This is a genomic window from Variovorax paradoxus (assembly GCF_022009635.1).
GTDB lineage: Bacteria > Pseudomonadota > Gammaproteobacteria > Burkholderiales > Burkholderiaceae_C > Variovorax.
In genome coordinates this window covers 1,775,970-1,792,251 of the sequence record NZ_CP091716.1, presented here as the reverse complement: position 1 = coordinate 1,792,251, position 16,282 = coordinate 1,775,970, and the positions used below count along the sequence as shown (strand labels likewise).

The window sequence follows — 16,282 nt, the reverse complement described above, 5'->3', positions numbered from 1 at the left end:
GAAAAACAAAAGCCGGCGCAAGGCCGGCTCGATTCGTCTTTCGCGCGGTGCGCGTTACTGCGCCTGCGCGGGCTGCGGCGGCATCCCAGGCTGCTGCTGTTGAGGCATCGGCGGAGGCGCCATCACCGCTGGCGTCGCGGCCTGCGGCAGTCCGACCGGTGTCACGGCCGCCGGCGTGGGCGAAGTCACGGTCGGCAGCAATGAAGGCGCGCTCACGCTGATCGGCGCGCGCACCGGCAATTGCAGGGTGAACGCCGCCGGCCCGTCAACCTGCGCGCCGAGCGTTGCCGAACGCAAGCCAACCGACTGCAGCACATAGTTGTCGCCAACCCTCGAGCCGACGCGGAACGGACGCGGTGGCTTGCCGTCGATGGCGATCAGCGCAGCCCCTTGCTTCGAAGGGTCCGCCACCACGCCCGACAGCGCGAAGCGGCTCGCGGCTTCCGGTGCCACCGGTGCCGTGCTGGACGTGGGCAGCACGCCCAGCAGCCGCGCCACCGCGTCGGCATCGGCCGCCGGAGACGGTCGCGGCATCGATGCCGCGGCAGCCACGGCATCGGTCGGCGAAGCCAGCCGAAGCGCCCAGAACACCGCGGCGCCGGCGGCCAGCGCCCAAAGCCCTGTTGTTGCAAGTGGGGCATGCCAGCGGGCTGCGGAATAAGGACTTGTCATGGCCGCGGATTATCATGCAGCGCGCTTTCCGAATCATGTCGTCCAACCTATGAATAAATTCCTTCGTGCCGCCACCCGTACCGTCCAACGCGGCTTCACGCTGATCGAACTGATGGTGGTGCTGGTCATCATCGGCGTGCTGGCCGCGCTGATCGTGCCGAACGTGATCGAGCGCGCCGACGACGCCCGCGTGACCGCCGCGCGCACCGACATCAACAACCTCATGCAGGCGCTCAAGCTCTACCGCCTGGACAACCAGCGCTACCCCACTGCCGAGCAGGGCCTGCAGGCGCTGCTCACGCGCCCGACCACCGGCCCCGCAGCACCCAACTGGAAGCCCTACGTGGAGAAGCTGCCCAACGACCCGTGGGGCCATCCCTACCAGTACATGAACCCGGGCATCAAGGGTGAGATCGATGTGCTTTCGTTCGGCGCCGACGGCCAGAGCGGCGGCGAAGGCAAGAATGCCGACATCGGCAGCTGGCAGTAGCGGCACGGGCGCGCCGCGCCGCAACCAGCCTCCTCGCCATCCGTCCTCCGGCTTCACGCTGCTGGAGCTGATCGTCGTGATCGCGATCATTGCGGTCGCGACCGCCGCCGTGAGCTTCGCGATGCGCGACACCAACGCCGCCAAGCTCGACCGCGAGGCCGACCGGCTCGCCGCCCTGCTCGAATCGGCCCGTGCCCAGTCGCGTGCCAGCGGCGTCGCGGTGCGCTGGCGTCCGGTCGAAGGCAGCTTCGTGTTCGACGGCCTGCCGGCCGATGCGCTGCCCGGCGGCTGGGCCGCCGAAGGCATCACGGCCCAGCCCGCGCTCGCCAACGGCACGCTGGTGCCCGTGTTGCAGCTCGGGCCTGACCCGATCATTCCCGCGCAGCAGGTCACGCTCTATTCCGCCGGACCGCCCGCGCGCTCGCTGCGCATCGCCACCGACGGGCTGCGCCCGTTCACCGTTTTCGCCGACGCGCCATGAGCCGCAGGCTTTTTCATCGCCGCACCTCTCGCAATGCGCGCAGCCGCGGCTTCACGTTGATCGAAGTGCTGATCGCGCTCGGCATCGTCGCGCTCGCGCTGGCGGCCGGTTCGCAGGCCACGATGTCGCTCACGCGCAACGCGCAGCGCCAGTCCGACCTGGTGCTGGCCGACCTGTGCGCCGAAAACGAACTCGCCAAGGCCCGCCTGGCGCGCCAGATGCCGGCCGTGGGCGACTCGGGCTCGATCTGCGCGCAGGCCGGCCTGTCGTTCAACGTGACCACGACGACCGTGCCCACGCTCAACCCGAATTTCCGCCGCGTCGACGTGCAAGTGCGCGACGAGGGCAACGCGCCGATCCTGCGCATCTCGACCGTCGTCGGACGCTACTGATGCACGACGCCCGCCAAGCCCGTTCGGGCACTTCCGCACGCGGCTTCACGCTGATCGAGCTGCTCGTGGCCATCGCGGTGATGGCACTGCTTTCGCTGGTAAGCTGGCGCGGGCTCGACAGCATGTCGCGCGCCACCACGCAGAACCAGCAGCGCGCCGACGCCGTCCTGACCCTGCAGGCCACGCTCGCGCAGTGGGGCTCCGACCTCGACGCCGTGGCCACGCTGGCGCAGACCCGCCCGATCGACTGGGACGGCCGCGTGCTTCGGCTCACCCGCCGCGGCAGCGACACCACGGCGCCGTCGATGCTGGTGGTGGCCTGGACGCTGCGGCCCGGCCCGGACGGCCTGCGCTGGCGGCGCTGGCAGTCCCTGCCCTTCACCACGCGCGGCGAATGGCAGCAGGCCTGGAACCTCGCCGCCGCCTGGTCGCAGGACGGCGGCACGCAGACCGGCGGCGCCTCCGACACCGCGCTGATGCCCGTCGAAAGCTGGCAGCTCTTTTATTTCCGCGACAACAGCTGGGTGCCCGCCAGCCAGTTGCCCAGCGTCGCGCCCAACCCCAACAACCCCGCCGGCCCCGTCATCGCGATGCCCGACGGCGTGCGCCTGGTGCTCAGCCTGCCGCCGGGCGACGGGCTCTCCGGCACGCTCACGCGCGACTGGGTCCGGCCGACCGTGGGATCGCCCAAATCATGACCACGACGCCCCAACGCAACCAGTCGGGTGCGGCGCTGCTGGCCGCGATGCTCACCGTCATGCTGGTCGCCACCTTCGCGGCCGCCGCGCTGTGGCAGCAATGGCGCGCCTCCGAGGTCGAAGGCGCCGAACGCTCGCGCGTGCAGGCGGCCTGGGTGCTGATCGGCGCGCTCGACTGGTCGCGCCTGATCCTCTCCGAGGACGGCCGCGCCGGCGGACCCGATCACCTGGGCGAACCATGGGCCGTGCCGCTCGAGGAAGCCCGCCTCACCAGTTTCCTGTCGGCCGAAAAGAACGTGGCGAGCGACAACCTCGAGGGGCTGCCCGATGCATTCCTGTCGGGCCGCATCGTCGACGCGCAATCCAAGCTCAACGTGCTGTCGCTGGTCGACGGCGGCAAGCCGGTGCCGGCCAGCGTCGCCACCTTCACCCGCCTGTTCAACCTGCTGGGACTGCCGCTGTCGGAGCTCAACCGCATGACCGCCGGGCTCGTGGGTGCGCTGTCCAGCGACGGCGACGCCGACGGCAGCGGCGCTCCGCTGATGCCGCAGGAGGTCTCGCAACTGGTGTGGCTCGGTCTCTCGCCCTCGACCGCCGCGACGCTCGAGCCCTACGTGACGATCCTGCCGGTGCGCACCACGCTCAACATCAACACGGCAAGCGCCGAAGCCATCAGCGCGAGCATGGAGTCCCTCAGCATCGCCAACGCGCGCCAGCTCGTCGAGCGCCGCACCCGTGCATTTTTCAAGGACCTGGCGGCCGCCAACGCTGCGCTGCCCAGCGGCGGCACGCCCTTCAACGCCGCGCAGCACGGCGTGGGAACGCAGTTCTTCGAGGTCTACGGCAAGCTGAGACTCGACCGCACCTGGGTCGAGGAGCACTCGCTTCTACAACGCAACGGTGTCACGGTAACGACGGTCTGGCGCACGCGCGGCGCCGGCGCAACGAACTCTCCGGTCAAACCCTGATTTCGAAGGCATTTTTCCCACCAAAAGGCCTTCCAATGCCCGTCACATCAACGCGTTACGCTATCGAAATCAGAGCGTCAGCCTGTAAGACGCCCACCTACAATCACCGGCTTTTCCAAGATCGACATGACTCCGCTGCTGCTCATTGCCCCCCTCCCTCCGGCCGACGCCGCGGGCGAGTACGACTGGGCCCAGGCAGGCGACGACGGCATTGCATTGCGCAACCAAGGCCGCGCGCTGCTGGCGCTCCTGCCATCGAGCACTGAAGTCATGCTCGGCATTCCTTCCGCGGCGCTGTCGTGGCACCGCATCACGCTGCCCAAGGGCAGCATGGGCAGCGCCTCGAAGCTGCGCGCCGTGCTCGACGGCCTGCTCGAAGAGCATCTGCTCGACGAGCCCGAAGCCCTGCATTTCGCGCTCGAACCCGACGCCAAGGCCGGCGCCCCCGTATGGGTCGCGGCCTGCAACCGCATCTGGCTGCGCAGCATCGTGCAAGGGCTCGAAGCGGCCGGGCGGCGCGTGGTGCGCATCGTCCCCGAATTCGCGCCGCAGCCGGCCGACGGCCCGCCGCTGCTGCAGGTCACGGGCGAGCCCGAAGCGCCCCAGCTCACGGTGTGCGACGCCGACGGCGTGGTCTCGCTGCCGCTGGCCGGCGCGGGGCTGGCCCTGTCGGGCGGCCTGCCGCTGGACACCGCCGTCATCACCACCGAACCGGCCGTGGCCGAGGCCGCCGAGCACCTGCTGGAGCGCCGTGTGCCGATCGTGCAGACGCCGCAGCGCTGGCTGCAGGCGGCGCGCACGCCCTGGGAGCTCGCGCAGTTCGACCTCGCCGTCACCGGCCGCGCACGCGCCGGCAAGAAATTCGCGTCGGTGCTGCAAACGCTGCGCTACGCCCCTGAATGGCGCGCCGCGCGCTGGGGCGTGGCCGTGCTGCTGCTCACGCAACTGATCGGCCTGAACGCCTGGGCCTGGAAGGAGCGCAACGCGCTCGATTCCAAGCGCCAGGCCGCCCGGGCCATGCTGACCCAGACCTTCCCCTCGGTGAAGATCGTGGTCGACGCCCCGCTGCAGATGCAGCGCGAGGTGGCTGCGCTGCAGCAGGCCGTGGGCGACGTGGTCGGCAGCGACTTCGAACCCATGGTCGGCGCGCTCGCCACCAACCTCCCGCCCGGCAAGACCCCGACCGCCGTCGACTACAGCGCCGGCCAGTTGCGCCTGCGCGGACTCGGCCTGCAGCCTTCCGAGGTCTCGCAGATCACCAACGCACTCACGCCGCGCGGCTACAACGTGCGCACCGAAGGCGATCTCCTGCTGGTCCAGGCCGAGGCCACCCGATGAACTTCAGCGAACAGCTCAAGGCCCGCTGGGCCACCCTGGAAGCGCGCGAGCGCCGCATGGTCGCCGCCGCAGCAGCGCTCGTGGCGCTGGCCCTGCTCTGGTGGATCGCGCTTGCGCCCGCCCTGCGCACGCTTGCCGCGGCACCGGCCGAACACGCGCAGCTCGATGCGCAGCTGCAGCAGATGGCCACCCTGCAGAACCGCGCCAAGGCACTGCAGTCGCAGCCGCGGCTGAATCGCGACGACGCGATGCGCGCCCTCGAAACCTCGGTGCGCGACGGCCTCGGCAACGGCAACGCCCAACTCATGACGACCGGCGGCGACGGCGCCGCCACCGTCACGCTGCGTTCGGTGCCCGCGGGCACGGTCGCCCAGTGGCTCGCCCAGGCGCGCGGCAACGCCCACGCCGTTCCGCGCGAGGCGCACCTGACCCGGGCGCCCGCCGCCGCCACGCCTGCTGCCGGCCACAAGGACGCCTCGTCGACGCCGCAGGTCCGCTGGGACGGCACCGTCGTCATGGCGCTGCCCGCCGCTCGATGAGCCATCCCGCATGGTGACTCGACCTCCCTCCTCCGGCCCCGCGCCACGCCGCGGCTGGCGCTGGGCGCTGCTCGGCATCACGATCGGCGCGGTGCTGGCGGTGCTGCTGTTCGCGCCGGCGCGCTGGCTGTCGGCGGCGCTGTCGGGCTGGAGCCAGGGCCGGCTGGTGCTGGCCAATCCGCGCGGCACCATCTGGAACGGCACGGCCGCCGTGGTGTTCGCCAGCGGTGCCGGCGGCGCCGAAGCAGTGTCGCTGCCCGGCCTGCTGCACTGGCGCATGCGTCCGGGCTGGGGCGGCATCTCGGCCAGCCTCGACCTGCCCTGCTGCGCGGCCCAGCCGCTGCAGCTGCGCGCCAGCCCGCGCGCCGGCGGCATGCAGCTCGAATGGCAGGACAGCCGCTCGCGCTGGCCCGCCAGCATGCTCACCGGCCTGGGCGCGCCCTGGAACACGCTCAAGCTCGACGGCGCGCTCGACCTCACCACCAAGGCCTTCGCGATGCAATGGGACGGCCCCGCGCTGCGCATCGCGGGCCAGGCCTCGCTCGACGCCACCGACGTTTCCTCCAGCCTGTCGACCTTGCGTCCGATGGGCAGCTACCGGCTCACGCTCGAAGGCGGCAACCGCCCCACGCTGCTGCTCAGCACGCGCGAAGGCAGCCTCGAGCTGAACGGCAGCGGCAGCTGGAACGGCACCACCTTCCGCTTCAACGGCGAAGCCAATGCCGCGCCCGGCCGCGAAGACGCACTTTCCAATTTGTTGAACATCATCGGACGGCGCGACAACGCGCGTTCGATCATCACCCTGGGTTGATCCTCATGATGAAGCCACTGTTTTCGACTGGCACCGTCGCACTCGCCGTGCGCGTGCTGATCGCGGCCACGTTCCTGCAGGCCGCGCCCGCGGCCTTCGCGCAGACCAGCGACGCACCGCGCCGCGGCGAGCCGATCACGCTCAACTTCGCCAACGCCGACATCGAGGCCGTGGCCCGTACCATGGCCGTGGTCACTGGGCGCGACGTGGTGGTCGATCCGCGCGTGAAGGGCACCATGAACCTCGTCACCGACCGCGCCATCCAGCCGGCGGCCGCGTTCAACCAGTTCGCCTCGGCGCTGCGCCTGCAGGGCTTCGCGGTGGTGGAGGCCGACGGCCTCTACAAGGTGGTGCCCGAGGCTGACGCCAAGCTGCAGAGCAGCGCCGTCAACACCTCCATCGGCGCCGTCTCGTCCAGCGGCAGCAACCAGATCGTCACGCAGATCTTCCGGCTCAACTACGAATCGCCGAACAGCCTGCTGCCGGTGCTGCGCCCGCTGATCCCGCCGAACAACACCATCAACGTGAACCCGGGCAACAACTCGCTCGTGATCACCGACTACGCCGACAACATGCGCCGGCTGGCCCGCATCATCGCGTCGCTCGACGTGCCGAACGCGTCCGACGTCGAAGTCATCCAGCTCAAGCATTCCATCGCCTCCGACATGGTGCCGCTCATCTCGCGGCTGATCGAGGGCAGCGGCTCGGGCGCGCCGGGCACCGCCGCGGCGCCGGGCGCCACCGATGCGTCGTTCCGCACCACGCTGCTGGCCGACCCGCGCAGCAACTCGCTGATCCTGCGCGCGGCCAACCCGGCGCGCGTGCAGCTGGTGCGCACGCTGGTCGAAAAGCTCGACCGCCAGCCCGCCGAAGGCAGCAACGGCGCGGCCGGCAACATCTACGTGGTCTACCTGAAGAACGCTGACGCGGTGCGCCTCGCGGCCACGCTGCGCGCCGCCATGGCCGCCAACCAGCAGACGAGCGCCTCGGGCCAGCCGGGCGCCGCGGGCAGCAGCCCGGTGCCGCAGCAAAGCGCGCCGCAGGCCATGCAGGTGAATCTCAGCGGCGGCCAGAACGGCGGCTCGGCCGCGGCCAGCGCCCCGCTCAACAACGCCAACCAGCCCTCGACCGGCGGCCAGATCCAGGCCGACCCGACCACCAACTCGCTCATCATCACGGCGCCCGAGCCGCAATACCGCCAGATGCGCGCCGTGATCGACAAGCTCGACGGCCGCCGCGCGCAGGTCATGATCGAGGCGCTGATCGTCGAGGTCAGCGCCAAGAAGGCCGCCAACTTCGGCGTGCAGTGGCAAAGCGCGCTGGGCAACAACGCGGTCATCGGCACCAACTCCAGCCTGGCCAGCGCCAACATCCTGGCGCTGACGCAGGCGCTGGCCACCAAGAACGTGGCCGGCATCACGCCGTCGCCGGGCCTGAACCTGGGCATTGCCGGCAAGATCGGCGGCCAGTACATCCTGGGCGCCATCGCCAACTTCTTCAACAGCGACGGCGACGCCAACGTGCTCTCCACGCCCAACCTGCTGACGCTGGACAACGAAGAAGCCAAGATCGTGATCGGCCAGAACGTGCCTTTCGTCACCGGCCAGTACGCCAGCACCTCGGGTTCGGTGGGCATCAACCCGTTCACCACCGTCGAGCGCAAGGACGTCGGCCTGACGCTGCGCGTGCGCCCGACCATCAACGAGAACGGCACCGTGAAGATGACCATCTTCCAGGAGACCTCGACCGTCGACCAGAACACCGCCAAGGACCCGAACGGCCCGACCACCAACAAGCGCTCCATCGAATCCAGCGTGCTGGTCGAGGACGGCGGCCTGGTCATGCTCGGCGGCCTGCTGTCGGACGACTACGGCAACACGGTCGAGAAGGTGCCGGTGGCAGGCGACATCCCCGTGCTCGGCAACCTGTTCAAGAACGAGGTCCGCACGCGCAACAAGAGCAACCTCATGATGTTCCTGCGCCCCGCGGTGATGCGCGACGGCGCCTCGACCCAGGCCTTCGCCTACGACCGCTACGACGAAATCCGCGGCATGCAGCAGCGCACCCAGCCCAGCACCGACAACATCATGCTGCGCGGCGTCGATTCCGCGCCGGTGCTGCCGGAAGTACCGCTGGTTCGCGCAGCCCCCAACGCCCCCGGCAGCGAGCGCATCGGCGGCACGCAGCTGATCCCGCCGCCGCGCGCCGCCGCGGACAACCGCAAGCTGGCCCCGAGCCCCCTGCGCGGCACGCTGCCGCCCACGGACGACCCGGCCAGCGCGCGCGAAATGCCCTGATGCATCTACCATTCCTCTTCACCACGCCACACACGCACCCGCCCCGCTGACCCCGCCCATGCGCTATCCCCTGCCCTACGCGTTCGCACGCAGCCAGCAACTCCTGCTCGAGGAGACCGACGACGGCCGCTACACGCTGTGGATGTCGAGCCATCCGGCTCGCAGCGCGGTCGGCGAGGTGTCGCGCAAGTACGGCGTGCAGACCTTCGAGGTGCTGGCCGATGGCCCGCTGGCGCAGCGCATCAGCGCGGCCTATGCGCAAGGCGAATCGAGCGCGGCGGCGGTGGTGAGCGAGGTGCAGAACGACGCCGACCTCTCGCGCATGATGCAGGAGCTGCCGGCGGTCGAAGACCTGCTGGCCAGCGCGGGCGACGCGCCCATCATCCGCATGCTGAACGCGCTGCTCACGCAGGCCGCGCGCGACGGCGCCAGCGACATCCACATCGAGCCCTACGAGCGCACCTCGTCCGTGCGCTTTCGCATCGACGGCACGCTGCGCGAAGTGGTGCAGCCCAATCGCGCGCTGCACGCCGCGCTGATCTCGCGCCTGAAGATCATGGCCGACCTCGACATCTCCGAGAAGCGGCTGCCGCAGGACGGGCGCATCAGCCTGCGCATCGGCACGCGCGCGGTCGACGTGCGGGTGTCGACGCTGCCCAGCGCGCACGGCGAACGCGCGGTGCTGCGCCTGCTGGACAAGAGCGAATCGAAGCTCACGCTCGAGTCGGTGGGCATGCAGGGCGACACGCTGGATCGCTTCGAAAAGCTCATCTCGCAGCCGCACGGCATCATCCTGGTGACCGGCCCCACGGGCTCGGGCAAGACCACCACGCTGTACGCCGCGCTGGCCCGGCTCGACGCGAGCCGCAGCAACATCATGACGGTGGAAGACCCCATCGAATACGAGCTGCCGGGCGTGGGCCAGACCCAGATCAACGCCAAGATCGAACTCACCTTCGCCAAGGCCCTGCGCGCCATCCTGCGGCAGGACCCCGACGTGATCATGATCGGCGAAATCCGCGACTTCGAAACCGCGCAGATCGCCATCCAGGCCTCGCTCACCGGTCACCTGGTGCTGGCCACGCTGCACACCAACGACTCGGTCAGCGCCGTCACCCGGCTTACCGACATGGGCGTGGAGCCCTTCCTCCTGAGTTCGTCGCTGCTGGGCGTGCTCGCGCAGCGGCTGGTGCGCAAGGTCTGCACGGCATGCGCCGGCGCGGGCTGCGAGGTCTGCGGCCAGACCGGCTACCAGGGCCGCACCGGCATCTTCGAACTGCTGGTTGCCGACGAAACCGTGCAGGGCCTGATCCACAGCAAGGCGGCCGAGAGCGAACTGCTGCAGGCCGGCGCGCGCGGCGGCCTGCGCCTGATGCGCGAAGACGGCGAACGGCTGGTGCAGGCCGGCATCACCTCGCGCGCCGAACTGCTGCGCGTCACGCGCGACTAGCGTCCCGGCCTCCCCATGCCCGCCTATTCCTTCGAAGCCATCGATGCCAGCGGCCAGTCGCGCGAAGGCGTGCTGGAAGCCGACACCGCCCGCAGCGCGCGCAGCCTGCTGCGGGCGCAGGCGCTCATTCCGCTGTCGGTCAAGCCGGTCGGCAGCGACCACGTCAACGGCACCGGCCAACGCAGCGGCCTCGGCCGCTGGCTTGGCGGCGGCAAGCGCGTCTTCAATTCCACGGGCCTGGCCGTCTGGACACGGCAGCTCGCGGGCCTCGTGTCGTCGGGCCTGCCGCTGGAACGCGCGCTCACCGCGCTCACCGACGAAGCCGAATCGGAGCCGCAGCGCAACCTGGTCGCGTCGCTGCGCGCGGAGGTCAACGCAGGCTCGCCCTTTGCGCGCGCGCTGTCGGCGCACTCGCGCGAGTTCTCGCCCATCTACACGGCCGTGATCGGCGCCGGCGAGCAAAGCGGCAACCTCGGCCTGGTGCTCGACCGCCTGGCCGACGACCTCGAGGAACGCCAGGCGCTGCAGCAGAAGCTGATCGGTGCCGCGCTGTACCCGGCCATCGTCACGCTGGTGGCGATCGTCATCGTGATCTTCCTCGTGAGCTACGTGGTGCCGCAGGTGGCGCAGGTGTTCGCGGGCACCAAGCGCTCGCTGCCCTTCCTCACCACGGTGATGCTGTCGCTGAGCGCGGGCGTGCGCAACTACGGCTGGTGGATGCTCGGCGCCGTGGTGCTCGGCGCCATCGGCGCACGGCTGGCCTTGGCGCAGGAAGCCTTCCGCCTCAAGTTCGACGCGGCCTGGCTCAAGCTGCCGCTGGTGGGCAAGCTCGCGCGCGGCTACAACGCGGCGCGCTTCGCGAGCACGCTCGCCATGCTGGCCACGGCCGGCGTGCCCATTCTTCGCGCGCTGCAGGCCGCCTCGGAAACGCTGGGCAACCGCGCGATGCGCGCCGATGCGCTCGACGCGCTGGTGCTGGTGCGCGAAGGCGCGCCGCTGGCCTCCGCGCTGGCGCAAAAAAAGCGCTTTCCCGGCCTCGTGTCGATGTTCGCGCGCCTGGGCGAGCAGACCGGCACCCTGCCGCTGATGCTGCAGCGCGCGGCCAACCAGCTCGGCGCCGAAGTGCAGCGCCGCGCGATGCACCTGGCCACCATCCTCGAGCCGCTGCTGATCGTGGCGATGGGCGGGGTGGTGATGCTCATCGTGCTGGCGGTGATGCTGCCGATCATCCAGCTGAACCAGTTCGTGAAGTGACGGCCGCCGTCAAGCAGGACGCACCATGCCCGTAACCCTCGAAGACAAGCTCGTGGTCGCGATCTCCTCGCGCGCCCTGTTCAACCTCGAAGAAGAAAACCGCATCTTCGAGGCCGGCGACAACGAGGGCTACATGAAGCTGCAGCTCGACCGCATCGACGTGCCGGCCGCGCCCGGCATTGCGTATTCGCTGATCCGCAAGCTGCTGCGCTTCAACGACGACGGCGTGCAGCGCGTCGAGGTGGTGATCCTCTCGCGCAACGACCCGGTCTCGGGCATGCGCATCTTCAAGTCGAGCGCGGCCGCCGACATCAAGCTGCAGCGCGGCGTGTTCACGCAGGGCCGCCCGCCCTTCGGCTACCTGCGCCCGTTGCGCGCGCACCTGTTCCTGTCGGTCAACGCGCAGGACGTGCGCGAGGCGCTCAACGCCGGCTTCCCGGCCGCGCGCGTGCTGGTCGAATCGGTGAAGGCCAGCGACGCATGGCCGAACGAAGTGCGCATCGCCTTCGACGGCGACGCGGTGCTGTTCTCCGACGAAGCCGAGCGCGTGTTCCAGGCCGAGGGCCTGGACGCCTTCCAGGCGCACGAACTCAGCAAGGCCGACCTGCCCCTGCCCGAAGGCCCGTTCAAGCCGCTGCTGATGGCGCTCCATCGCCTGCAGATGGCCGGCAATTCGCAGATGCGCATCCGTACCGCGCTGGTCACGGCGCGCAGCGCGCCGGCCCACGAGCGCGCCATCCGCACGCTCATGAAGTGGAACATCCGCGTCGACGAGGCCATGTTCCTCGGCGGCCTGCCCAAGGGCGAGTTCCTTCGCGAGTTCGAGCCCGACTTCTTCTTCGACGACCAGACCGGCCACGTCGATGCGGCCTCGCGGCATGTGCCCGCGGGGCACGTGAGCAGCGGCATCAGCAACGAAGGCTGACATACCTGGAGGCGGTCGCGCATGCACGCCAAGGTCATCCGCTATTTCGTCGAGGTGGTTCGCGCGGGCTCGATCCGCAAGGCGGCCGAGCAGTTGCACGTGGTGCCCACGGCGGTCAACCGGCAGATCCTGAACCTGGAGGAAGAACTGGGCGCGCCCCTGTTCGAGCGCATCCACAACACGCTGAAGCTCACGCCCGTGGGCGAGATCGTGCTGGCCCACGCGCGCGGCACGCTGCAGGAGTTCGACCTCGTGCGCCAGCGCATCGAGGCCGTGCGCGGCCTGCGCCAGGGCGAGGTCACGCTCGCCACCACCGCCGGCCTGGCCGACGCCTTCCTGCCGGCCGTGGTGCAGCGTTTTCGCGAGGCGCACCCCGGCATCCAGCTCAAGCTGCTGGGCCTGCCGATCGCGGCGGTGCTGCGCAGCGTGAGCGAGGGCGACGCCGATCTGGCGCTGGCCTACGACGTACCCGGCACCGCGGGCTTTCGCACGCTGTTTTCCAGCGAGTGGCCGATCGGCGCGGTGGTGCCGCCCGGCCATCCGCTGACCGCCCATGCGACGGCGGTGCTGGCAGAGTGCGTCGGCTATCCGCTGATCCTTCCGGCGCCTTCGCTGTCGATCCGGCCCATCCTCGACGCGGCCTTCGGGCTTTCGGGCATCAGCGCCTCGCCGGTGATCGAGACCACCTCCACCGCGCTCATGCGCCGGCTGGTGCGCCAGGGCGGCGGCATCACGCTGCTCAACCGGCTCGATGTCGACGAGGAGCGCCAGGAAGGCTCGCTGGTCTTCGTTCCGCTGCGCGACGCCGCACTGCGCGCCCAGACACTCACGCTGGAAGCCCGCGCCGCGCAGCCGCCGAGCCCCGCGGCCGAACTGTTCGCCAACCACCTGGTGACCAGCCTCGACGCGCTGCTGGCGCCCTGATTTCGCCTTCTTCACCCGTCCACTTTTTGTGCACAGGGCAGGTCATTTATTGACTTTGCACGTGCGAACGCATCGCTCCTAGACTGCCGCGCCGGTTCATCGGCAGGAAAGAAAGGTCCACATGCTTTCGAACGATAAAAAGCCCCCCGCAGGAGACGGCGAAGGGGTCGATCAGAAGCTTCCCCTCGGGCGCTGCGGCGCACTCAGCCTGCAGCACGTGCTCGTGATGTACGCGGGCACGGTGGCGGTGCCGCTCATCGTGGGCGGCGCGCTCGGCCTCTCGAAGGCCGACATTGCCTTTCTCATCAACGCCGACTTGCTGGCGGCCGGCATCGCCACGCTGGTGCAGGCCGTCGGCTTCTGGCGCTTCGGCATTCGCATGCCGGTGATGATGGGCGTGACCTTCGCGGCGGTCGGACCGATGATCGCCATCGGCATCGACCCCTCGCTGGGCCTGCCCGCGATCTACGGCGCCACCATCGTGGCGGGCGTGTTCGGCATGCTGGTCGCGCCGTTGATGGGGCGCGTGCTGGGCGTTTTTCCTCCCCTGGTGACGGGCACGGTCATCACGCTGATCGGCGTGTCGCTCATGGGCGTGGCCATCAACTGGGCCGCGGGCGGACAGCCCACCACGACCCGCATGCTCGACGGCGTGGCGCACGCGGTGGCCAACCCCGCCTACGGCGAGCCGGTGAACCTGGCGATCGCGGCGGCGGTGCTGCTGGTGATCATCGCGATCACGCGCTTCGGCAAGGGCCTGGTCGCCAACATCGCGGTGCTGCTGGGCATCGTCTTCGGCGTCGGACTGTCGCTGGCGCTCGGGCGCATGCACTTCGACGGGCTGGCCGAGGCCAGCTGGGTCGCGGTGACCACGCCCTTTCACTTCGGCATGCCGCGCTTCGAGCTCACGGCCATCGCCTCGATGTGCATCGTGATGCTGATCACGCTGGTCGAGTCCACGGGCATGTTCCTCGCGCTCGGCGAGATCACCGGCCGCAAGGTGGGCACCGACGCGCTCACGCGCGGCCTGCGCGCCGACGGCCTGGGCACGGTGATCGGCGGCGTGTTCAACACCTTTCCGTACACCTCGTTCTCGCAGAACGTGGGGCTGGTGACGGTGACGGGCGTGCGCTCGCGCTACGTGGCGGCCGGCGGCGGCCTGCTGCTCATCGCGCTCGCGCTGTTCCCGAAGATCGCGCACATCGTGGCCTCGGTGCCGCAGTTCGTGCTGGGCGGCGCGGGCATCGTGATGTTCGGCATGGTCGCGGCCACCGGCGTGCGCATCCTCGGCGAGATCGACCATTCGCGGAACCGCCATGCGCTGTACGTGATCGCGATCTCCATCGGGCTGGGGCTGATCCCCACGCTGTCGCCGAACTTCTTCCAGCACTTTCCGGCATGGACGCATCCGCTGACGCACAGCGGCATCGTGCTGGGCACCTTCGCCGCGGTGCTGCTCAATCTTTTCTACAACGGCGTGCTGTCCAAGGAGCGATCCTTCACACTGGCGGCGCGCACCTCGCATGGGACCGAATGACATCATGAACACATCCACCGCCACCACGCCCTCTCCGCTGCGCATCGTCCGGCACGCCGACGTGCTGGTCACCATGGACGCGGCGCGACGCGAGATCCGCGATGGCGCGGTGGTGATACAGGGGCCCGCGATCGCCTGGGTGGGCGCGACGGCGGAGCTGCCGGCGGCGTACCTCGACGCCTTGCGCAATGGCAACGCCGAGGCCATCGACATGCACGGCCACGTGGTCATGCCCGGCCTGGTCAACACGCACCACCACATGTACCAGAGCCTCACGCGCGCCGTGCCTGAGGCGCAAGACGCCGAACTGTTCGGCTGGCTCACCAACCTGTATCTGCTGTGGGCGCGCCTCACGCCGGAGATGATTCGCGTGTCGACGCAGACCGCGATGGCCGAGCTGATGCTCTCGGGCTGCACCACCACCAGCGACCATCTCTATCTGTTTCCCAACGGCTCGCGGCTCGACGATTCGATCGAGGCCGCCGACGCCATGGGCATGCGCTTCCACGCCGCGCGCGGCAGCATGAGCGTGGGCCGCAGCGCAGGCGGCCTTCCGCCCGACGAGGTGGTGGAAACCGAGGAAGCGATCCTGCGCGACAGCGAGCGGCTCATCGGCCGCTGGCACGACGCCTCGTGCCATTCGATGCGCCGCATCGTGCTCGCGCCGTGCTCGCCGTTCTCGGTGTCGCGCGACCTGATGCGCCTGTCGGCCGAACTCGCGCGCGAACGCGGCGTGTCGCTGCACACGCACCTGGCCGAGAACGACAACGACGTGGCCTATTCGCGCGAGAAGTTCGGCATGACGCCGGCCGAATACGCCGAAGACCTGGGCTGGGTCGGCCGCGACGTGTGGCATGCGCACTGCGTGAAGCTCGACGAAGCCGGCATCGCGCTCTTCGGCCGCACCGGCACCGGCGTGGCGCACTGCCCCTGCTCCAACATGCGGCTGGCATCGGGCATCGCGCCCATCGGTGCGATGCGGCGCGCTGGCGTGCCGGTGGGCCTGGGCGTGGACGGCAGCGCGTCGAACGACGGCGCGCACATGCTGGGAGAGGCGCGGCAGGCCATGCTGCTGCAGCGCGTGGGTTACGGCCCGGCCGCGATGACTGCGCGCGAGGCGCTGGAAATCGCCACGCTGGGCGGCGCACGCGTGCTGGGGCGCGACGACATCGGCGCGCTCGCGCCGGGCATGTCGGCGGACATCGTGGCCTTCGACATGCGCGGCGCGGCGCACGCGGGCGCCGGTCACGACCCGGTGGCGGCGCTGGTGTTCTGCACGCCGGCATCGGTGTCGCTGAGCGTGATCGGCGGCACGGTCCGCGTCCGCGGCGGCGAATTCACCGGGCTGGAACTGGCACCGCTGCTGGCAAGGCACCGCGACCTCGCGCGCACGCTGTACGAGGCCGCGCGGCACCCGCACACCGCCTGAGCAGTCCGGCGCTGCCGACAGCGCCGGATGAGCACCTTCGCGCTAGGCACCAACCCTCATTGCCAACGCCGGAGCCC

Annotated in this window: 16 protein-coding genes; 15 read left to right on the top strand and 1 reads right to left on the bottom strand. The window is 70.0% G+C overall.

Going from position 1 to position 16,282, the window contains the following annotated elements; translation table 11 throughout:
• Positions 1 to 54: 54 nt before the first annotated feature.
• The gene (locus L3V85_RS08390; RefSeq protein WP_237678859.1) at positions 55 to 672 is read right to left on the bottom strand and encodes a type II secretion system protein N; all 618 of its coding nucleotides are present in this window, start codon (positions 670 to 672) and stop codon (positions 55 to 57) included.
• 49 nt (positions 673 to 721) lie between these two features.
• Here L3V85_RS08390 and gspG point away from each other — a divergent pair, with 49 nt between their 5' ends.
• From gspG to L3V85_RS08315, 15 genes are all read left to right on the top strand, one after another.
• Positions 722 to 1,162, top strand: coding sequence for a type II secretion system major pseudopilin GspG (gene gspG, locus L3V85_RS08385; protein ID WP_130425381.1), 441 nt, complete (start codon positions 722 to 724; stop codon positions 1,160 to 1,162).
• Positions 1,137 to 1,643 (top strand): prepilin-type N-terminal cleavage/methylation domain-containing protein, encoded by a 507-nt coding sequence (locus tag L3V85_RS08380; protein ID WP_237678858.1) that lies wholly within the window; start codon positions 1,137 to 1,139, stop codon positions 1,641 to 1,643. Before gspG ends, L3V85_RS08380 begins: the two co-directional genes overlap by 26 nt.
• A complete protein-coding gene (gene gspI, locus L3V85_RS08375; RefSeq protein ID WP_237678857.1) occupies positions 1,640 to 2,035 on the top strand; it encodes a type II secretion system minor pseudopilin GspI in 396 nt (131 codons plus the stop codon). Before L3V85_RS08380 ends, gspI begins: the two co-directional genes overlap by 4 nt.
• A complete protein-coding gene (locus L3V85_RS08370; RefSeq protein ID WP_237678856.1) occupies positions 2,035 to 2,733 on the top strand; it encodes a PulJ/GspJ family protein in 699 nt (232 codons plus the stop codon). Before gspI ends, L3V85_RS08370 begins: the two co-directional genes overlap by 1 nt.
• Complete coding sequence (gene gspK / locus L3V85_RS08365; RefSeq protein WP_237678855.1) at positions 2,730 to 3,701, top strand: type II secretion system minor pseudopilin GspK; 972 nt, start codon at positions 2,730 to 2,732, stop codon at positions 3,699 to 3,701. Before L3V85_RS08370 ends, gspK begins: the two co-directional genes overlap by 4 nt.
• Before the next feature lie 126 nt (positions 3,702 to 3,827).
• Positions 3,828 to 5,039: a type II secretion system protein GspL gene (gspL, locus tag L3V85_RS08360; protein ID WP_237678854.1), complete on the top strand. Its 1,212-nt coding sequence runs from the start codon at positions 3,828 to 3,830 to the stop codon at positions 5,037 to 5,039.
• On the top strand, positions 5,036 to 5,578 hold the full coding sequence (gene gspM, locus L3V85_RS08355; RefSeq protein WP_237678853.1) for a type II secretion system protein GspM: 543 nt from the start codon (positions 5,036 to 5,038) through the stop codon (positions 5,576 to 5,578). The genes gspL and gspM overlap by 4 nt, the downstream gene beginning before the upstream one ends.
• A gap of 10 nt (positions 5,579 to 5,588) precedes the next feature.
• Positions 5,589 to 6,389, top strand: coding sequence for a type II secretion system protein N (gene gspN / locus L3V85_RS08350; protein ID WP_237678852.1), 801 nt, complete (start codon positions 5,589 to 5,591; stop codon positions 6,387 to 6,389).
• 5 nt (positions 6,390 to 6,394) lie between these two features.
• On the top strand, positions 6,395 to 8,686 hold the full coding sequence (gspD, locus tag L3V85_RS08345; RefSeq protein ID WP_237678851.1) for a type II secretion system secretin GspD: 2,292 nt from the start codon (positions 6,395 to 6,397) through the stop codon (positions 8,684 to 8,686).
• Positions 8,687 to 8,744: 58 nt separating this feature from the next.
• Positions 8,745 to 10,136, top strand: a complete 1,392-nt coding sequence (locus L3V85_RS08340; protein ID WP_237678850.1) for a GspE/PulE family protein — start codon at positions 8,745 to 8,747, stop codon at positions 10,134 to 10,136.
• Positions 10,137 to 10,151: 15 nt separating this feature from the next.
• Positions 10,152 to 11,390, top strand: coding sequence for a type II secretion system inner membrane protein GspF (gene gspF, locus L3V85_RS08335; protein WP_237678849.1), 1,239 nt, complete (start codon positions 10,152 to 10,154; stop codon positions 11,388 to 11,390).
• A gap of 25 nt (positions 11,391 to 11,415) precedes the next feature.
• A complete protein-coding gene (locus tag L3V85_RS08330; RefSeq protein ID WP_237678848.1) occupies positions 11,416 to 12,315 on the top strand; it encodes a 5'-nucleotidase in 900 nt (299 codons plus the stop codon).
• Between the two features lie 21 nt (positions 12,316 to 12,336).
• Positions 12,337 to 13,239: a LysR substrate-binding domain-containing protein gene (locus L3V85_RS08325; RefSeq protein ID WP_237678847.1), complete on the top strand. Its 903-nt coding sequence runs from the start codon at positions 12,337 to 12,339 to the stop codon at positions 13,237 to 13,239.
• Between the two features lie 121 nt (positions 13,240 to 13,360).
• Positions 13,361 to 14,776, top strand: coding sequence for a nucleobase:cation symporter-2 family protein (locus L3V85_RS08320; RefSeq protein WP_237678846.1), 1,416 nt, complete (start codon positions 13,361 to 13,363; stop codon positions 14,774 to 14,776).
• Positions 14,777 to 14,780: 4 nt separating this feature from the next.
• Positions 14,781 to 16,205: an 8-oxoguanine deaminase gene (locus tag L3V85_RS08315; protein WP_237678845.1), complete on the top strand. Its 1,425-nt coding sequence runs from the start codon at positions 14,781 to 14,783 to the stop codon at positions 16,203 to 16,205.
• Positions 16,206 to 16,282 lie beyond the last annotated feature (77 nt).

Excerpts from the sequence above, each read along its gene's own strand:
- gspG (WP_130425381.1), top strand. The coding sequence starts at position 722 with ATGAATAAATTCCTTCGTGCCGCCACCCGTACCGTCCAACGCGGCTTC.
- L3V85_RS08325 (WP_237678847.1), top strand. The coding sequence starts at position 12,337 with ATGCACGCCAAGGTCATCCGCTATTTCGTCGAGGTGGTTCGCGCGGGC.
- L3V85_RS08340 (WP_237678850.1), top strand. The coding sequence starts at position 8,745 with ATGCGCTATCCCCTGCCCTACGCGTTCGCACGCAGCCAGCAACTCCTG.
- L3V85_RS08390 (WP_237678859.1), bottom strand. The coding sequence starts at position 672 with ATGACAAGTCCTTATTCCGCAGCCCGCTGGCATGCCCCACTTGCAACA.
- L3V85_RS08370 (WP_237678856.1), top strand. The coding sequence starts at position 2,035 with ATGCACGACGCCCGCCAAGCCCGTTCGGGCACTTCCGCACGCGGCTTC.
- gspF (WP_237678849.1), top strand. The coding sequence starts at position 10,152 with ATGCCCGCCTATTCCTTCGAAGCCATCGATGCCAGCGGCCAGTCGCGC.
- gspK (WP_237678855.1), top strand. The coding sequence starts at position 2,730 with ATGACCACGACGCCCCAACGCAACCAGTCGGGTGCGGCGCTGCTGGCC.
- L3V85_RS08380 (WP_237678858.1), top strand. The coding sequence starts at position 1,137 with ATGCCGACATCGGCAGCTGGCAGTAGCGGCACGGGCGCGCCGCGCCGC.
- gspD (WP_237678851.1), top strand. The coding sequence starts at position 6,395 with ATGATGAAGCCACTGTTTTCGACTGGCACCGTCGCACTCGCCGTGCGC.
- gspI (WP_237678857.1), top strand. The coding sequence starts at position 1,640 with ATGAGCCGCAGGCTTTTTCATCGCCGCACCTCTCGCAATGCGCGCAGC.
- L3V85_RS08315 (WP_237678845.1), top strand. The coding sequence starts at position 14,781 with ATGAACACATCCACCGCCACCACGCCCTCTCCGCTGCGCATCGTCCGG.
- gspN (WP_237678852.1), top strand. The coding sequence starts at position 5,589 with ATGGTGACTCGACCTCCCTCCTCCGGCCCCGCGCCACGCCGCGGCTGG.
- L3V85_RS08320 (WP_237678846.1), top strand. The coding sequence starts at position 13,361 with ATGCTTTCGAACGATAAAAAGCCCCCCGCAGGAGACGGCGAAGGGGTC.
- gspM (WP_237678853.1), top strand. The coding sequence starts at position 5,036 with ATGAACTTCAGCGAACAGCTCAAGGCCCGCTGGGCCACCCTGGAAGCG.
- L3V85_RS08330 (WP_237678848.1), top strand. The coding sequence starts at position 11,416 with ATGCCCGTAACCCTCGAAGACAAGCTCGTGGTCGCGATCTCCTCGCGC.
- gspL (WP_237678854.1), top strand. The coding sequence starts at position 3,828 with ATGACTCCGCTGCTGCTCATTGCCCCCCTCCCTCCGGCCGACGCCGCG.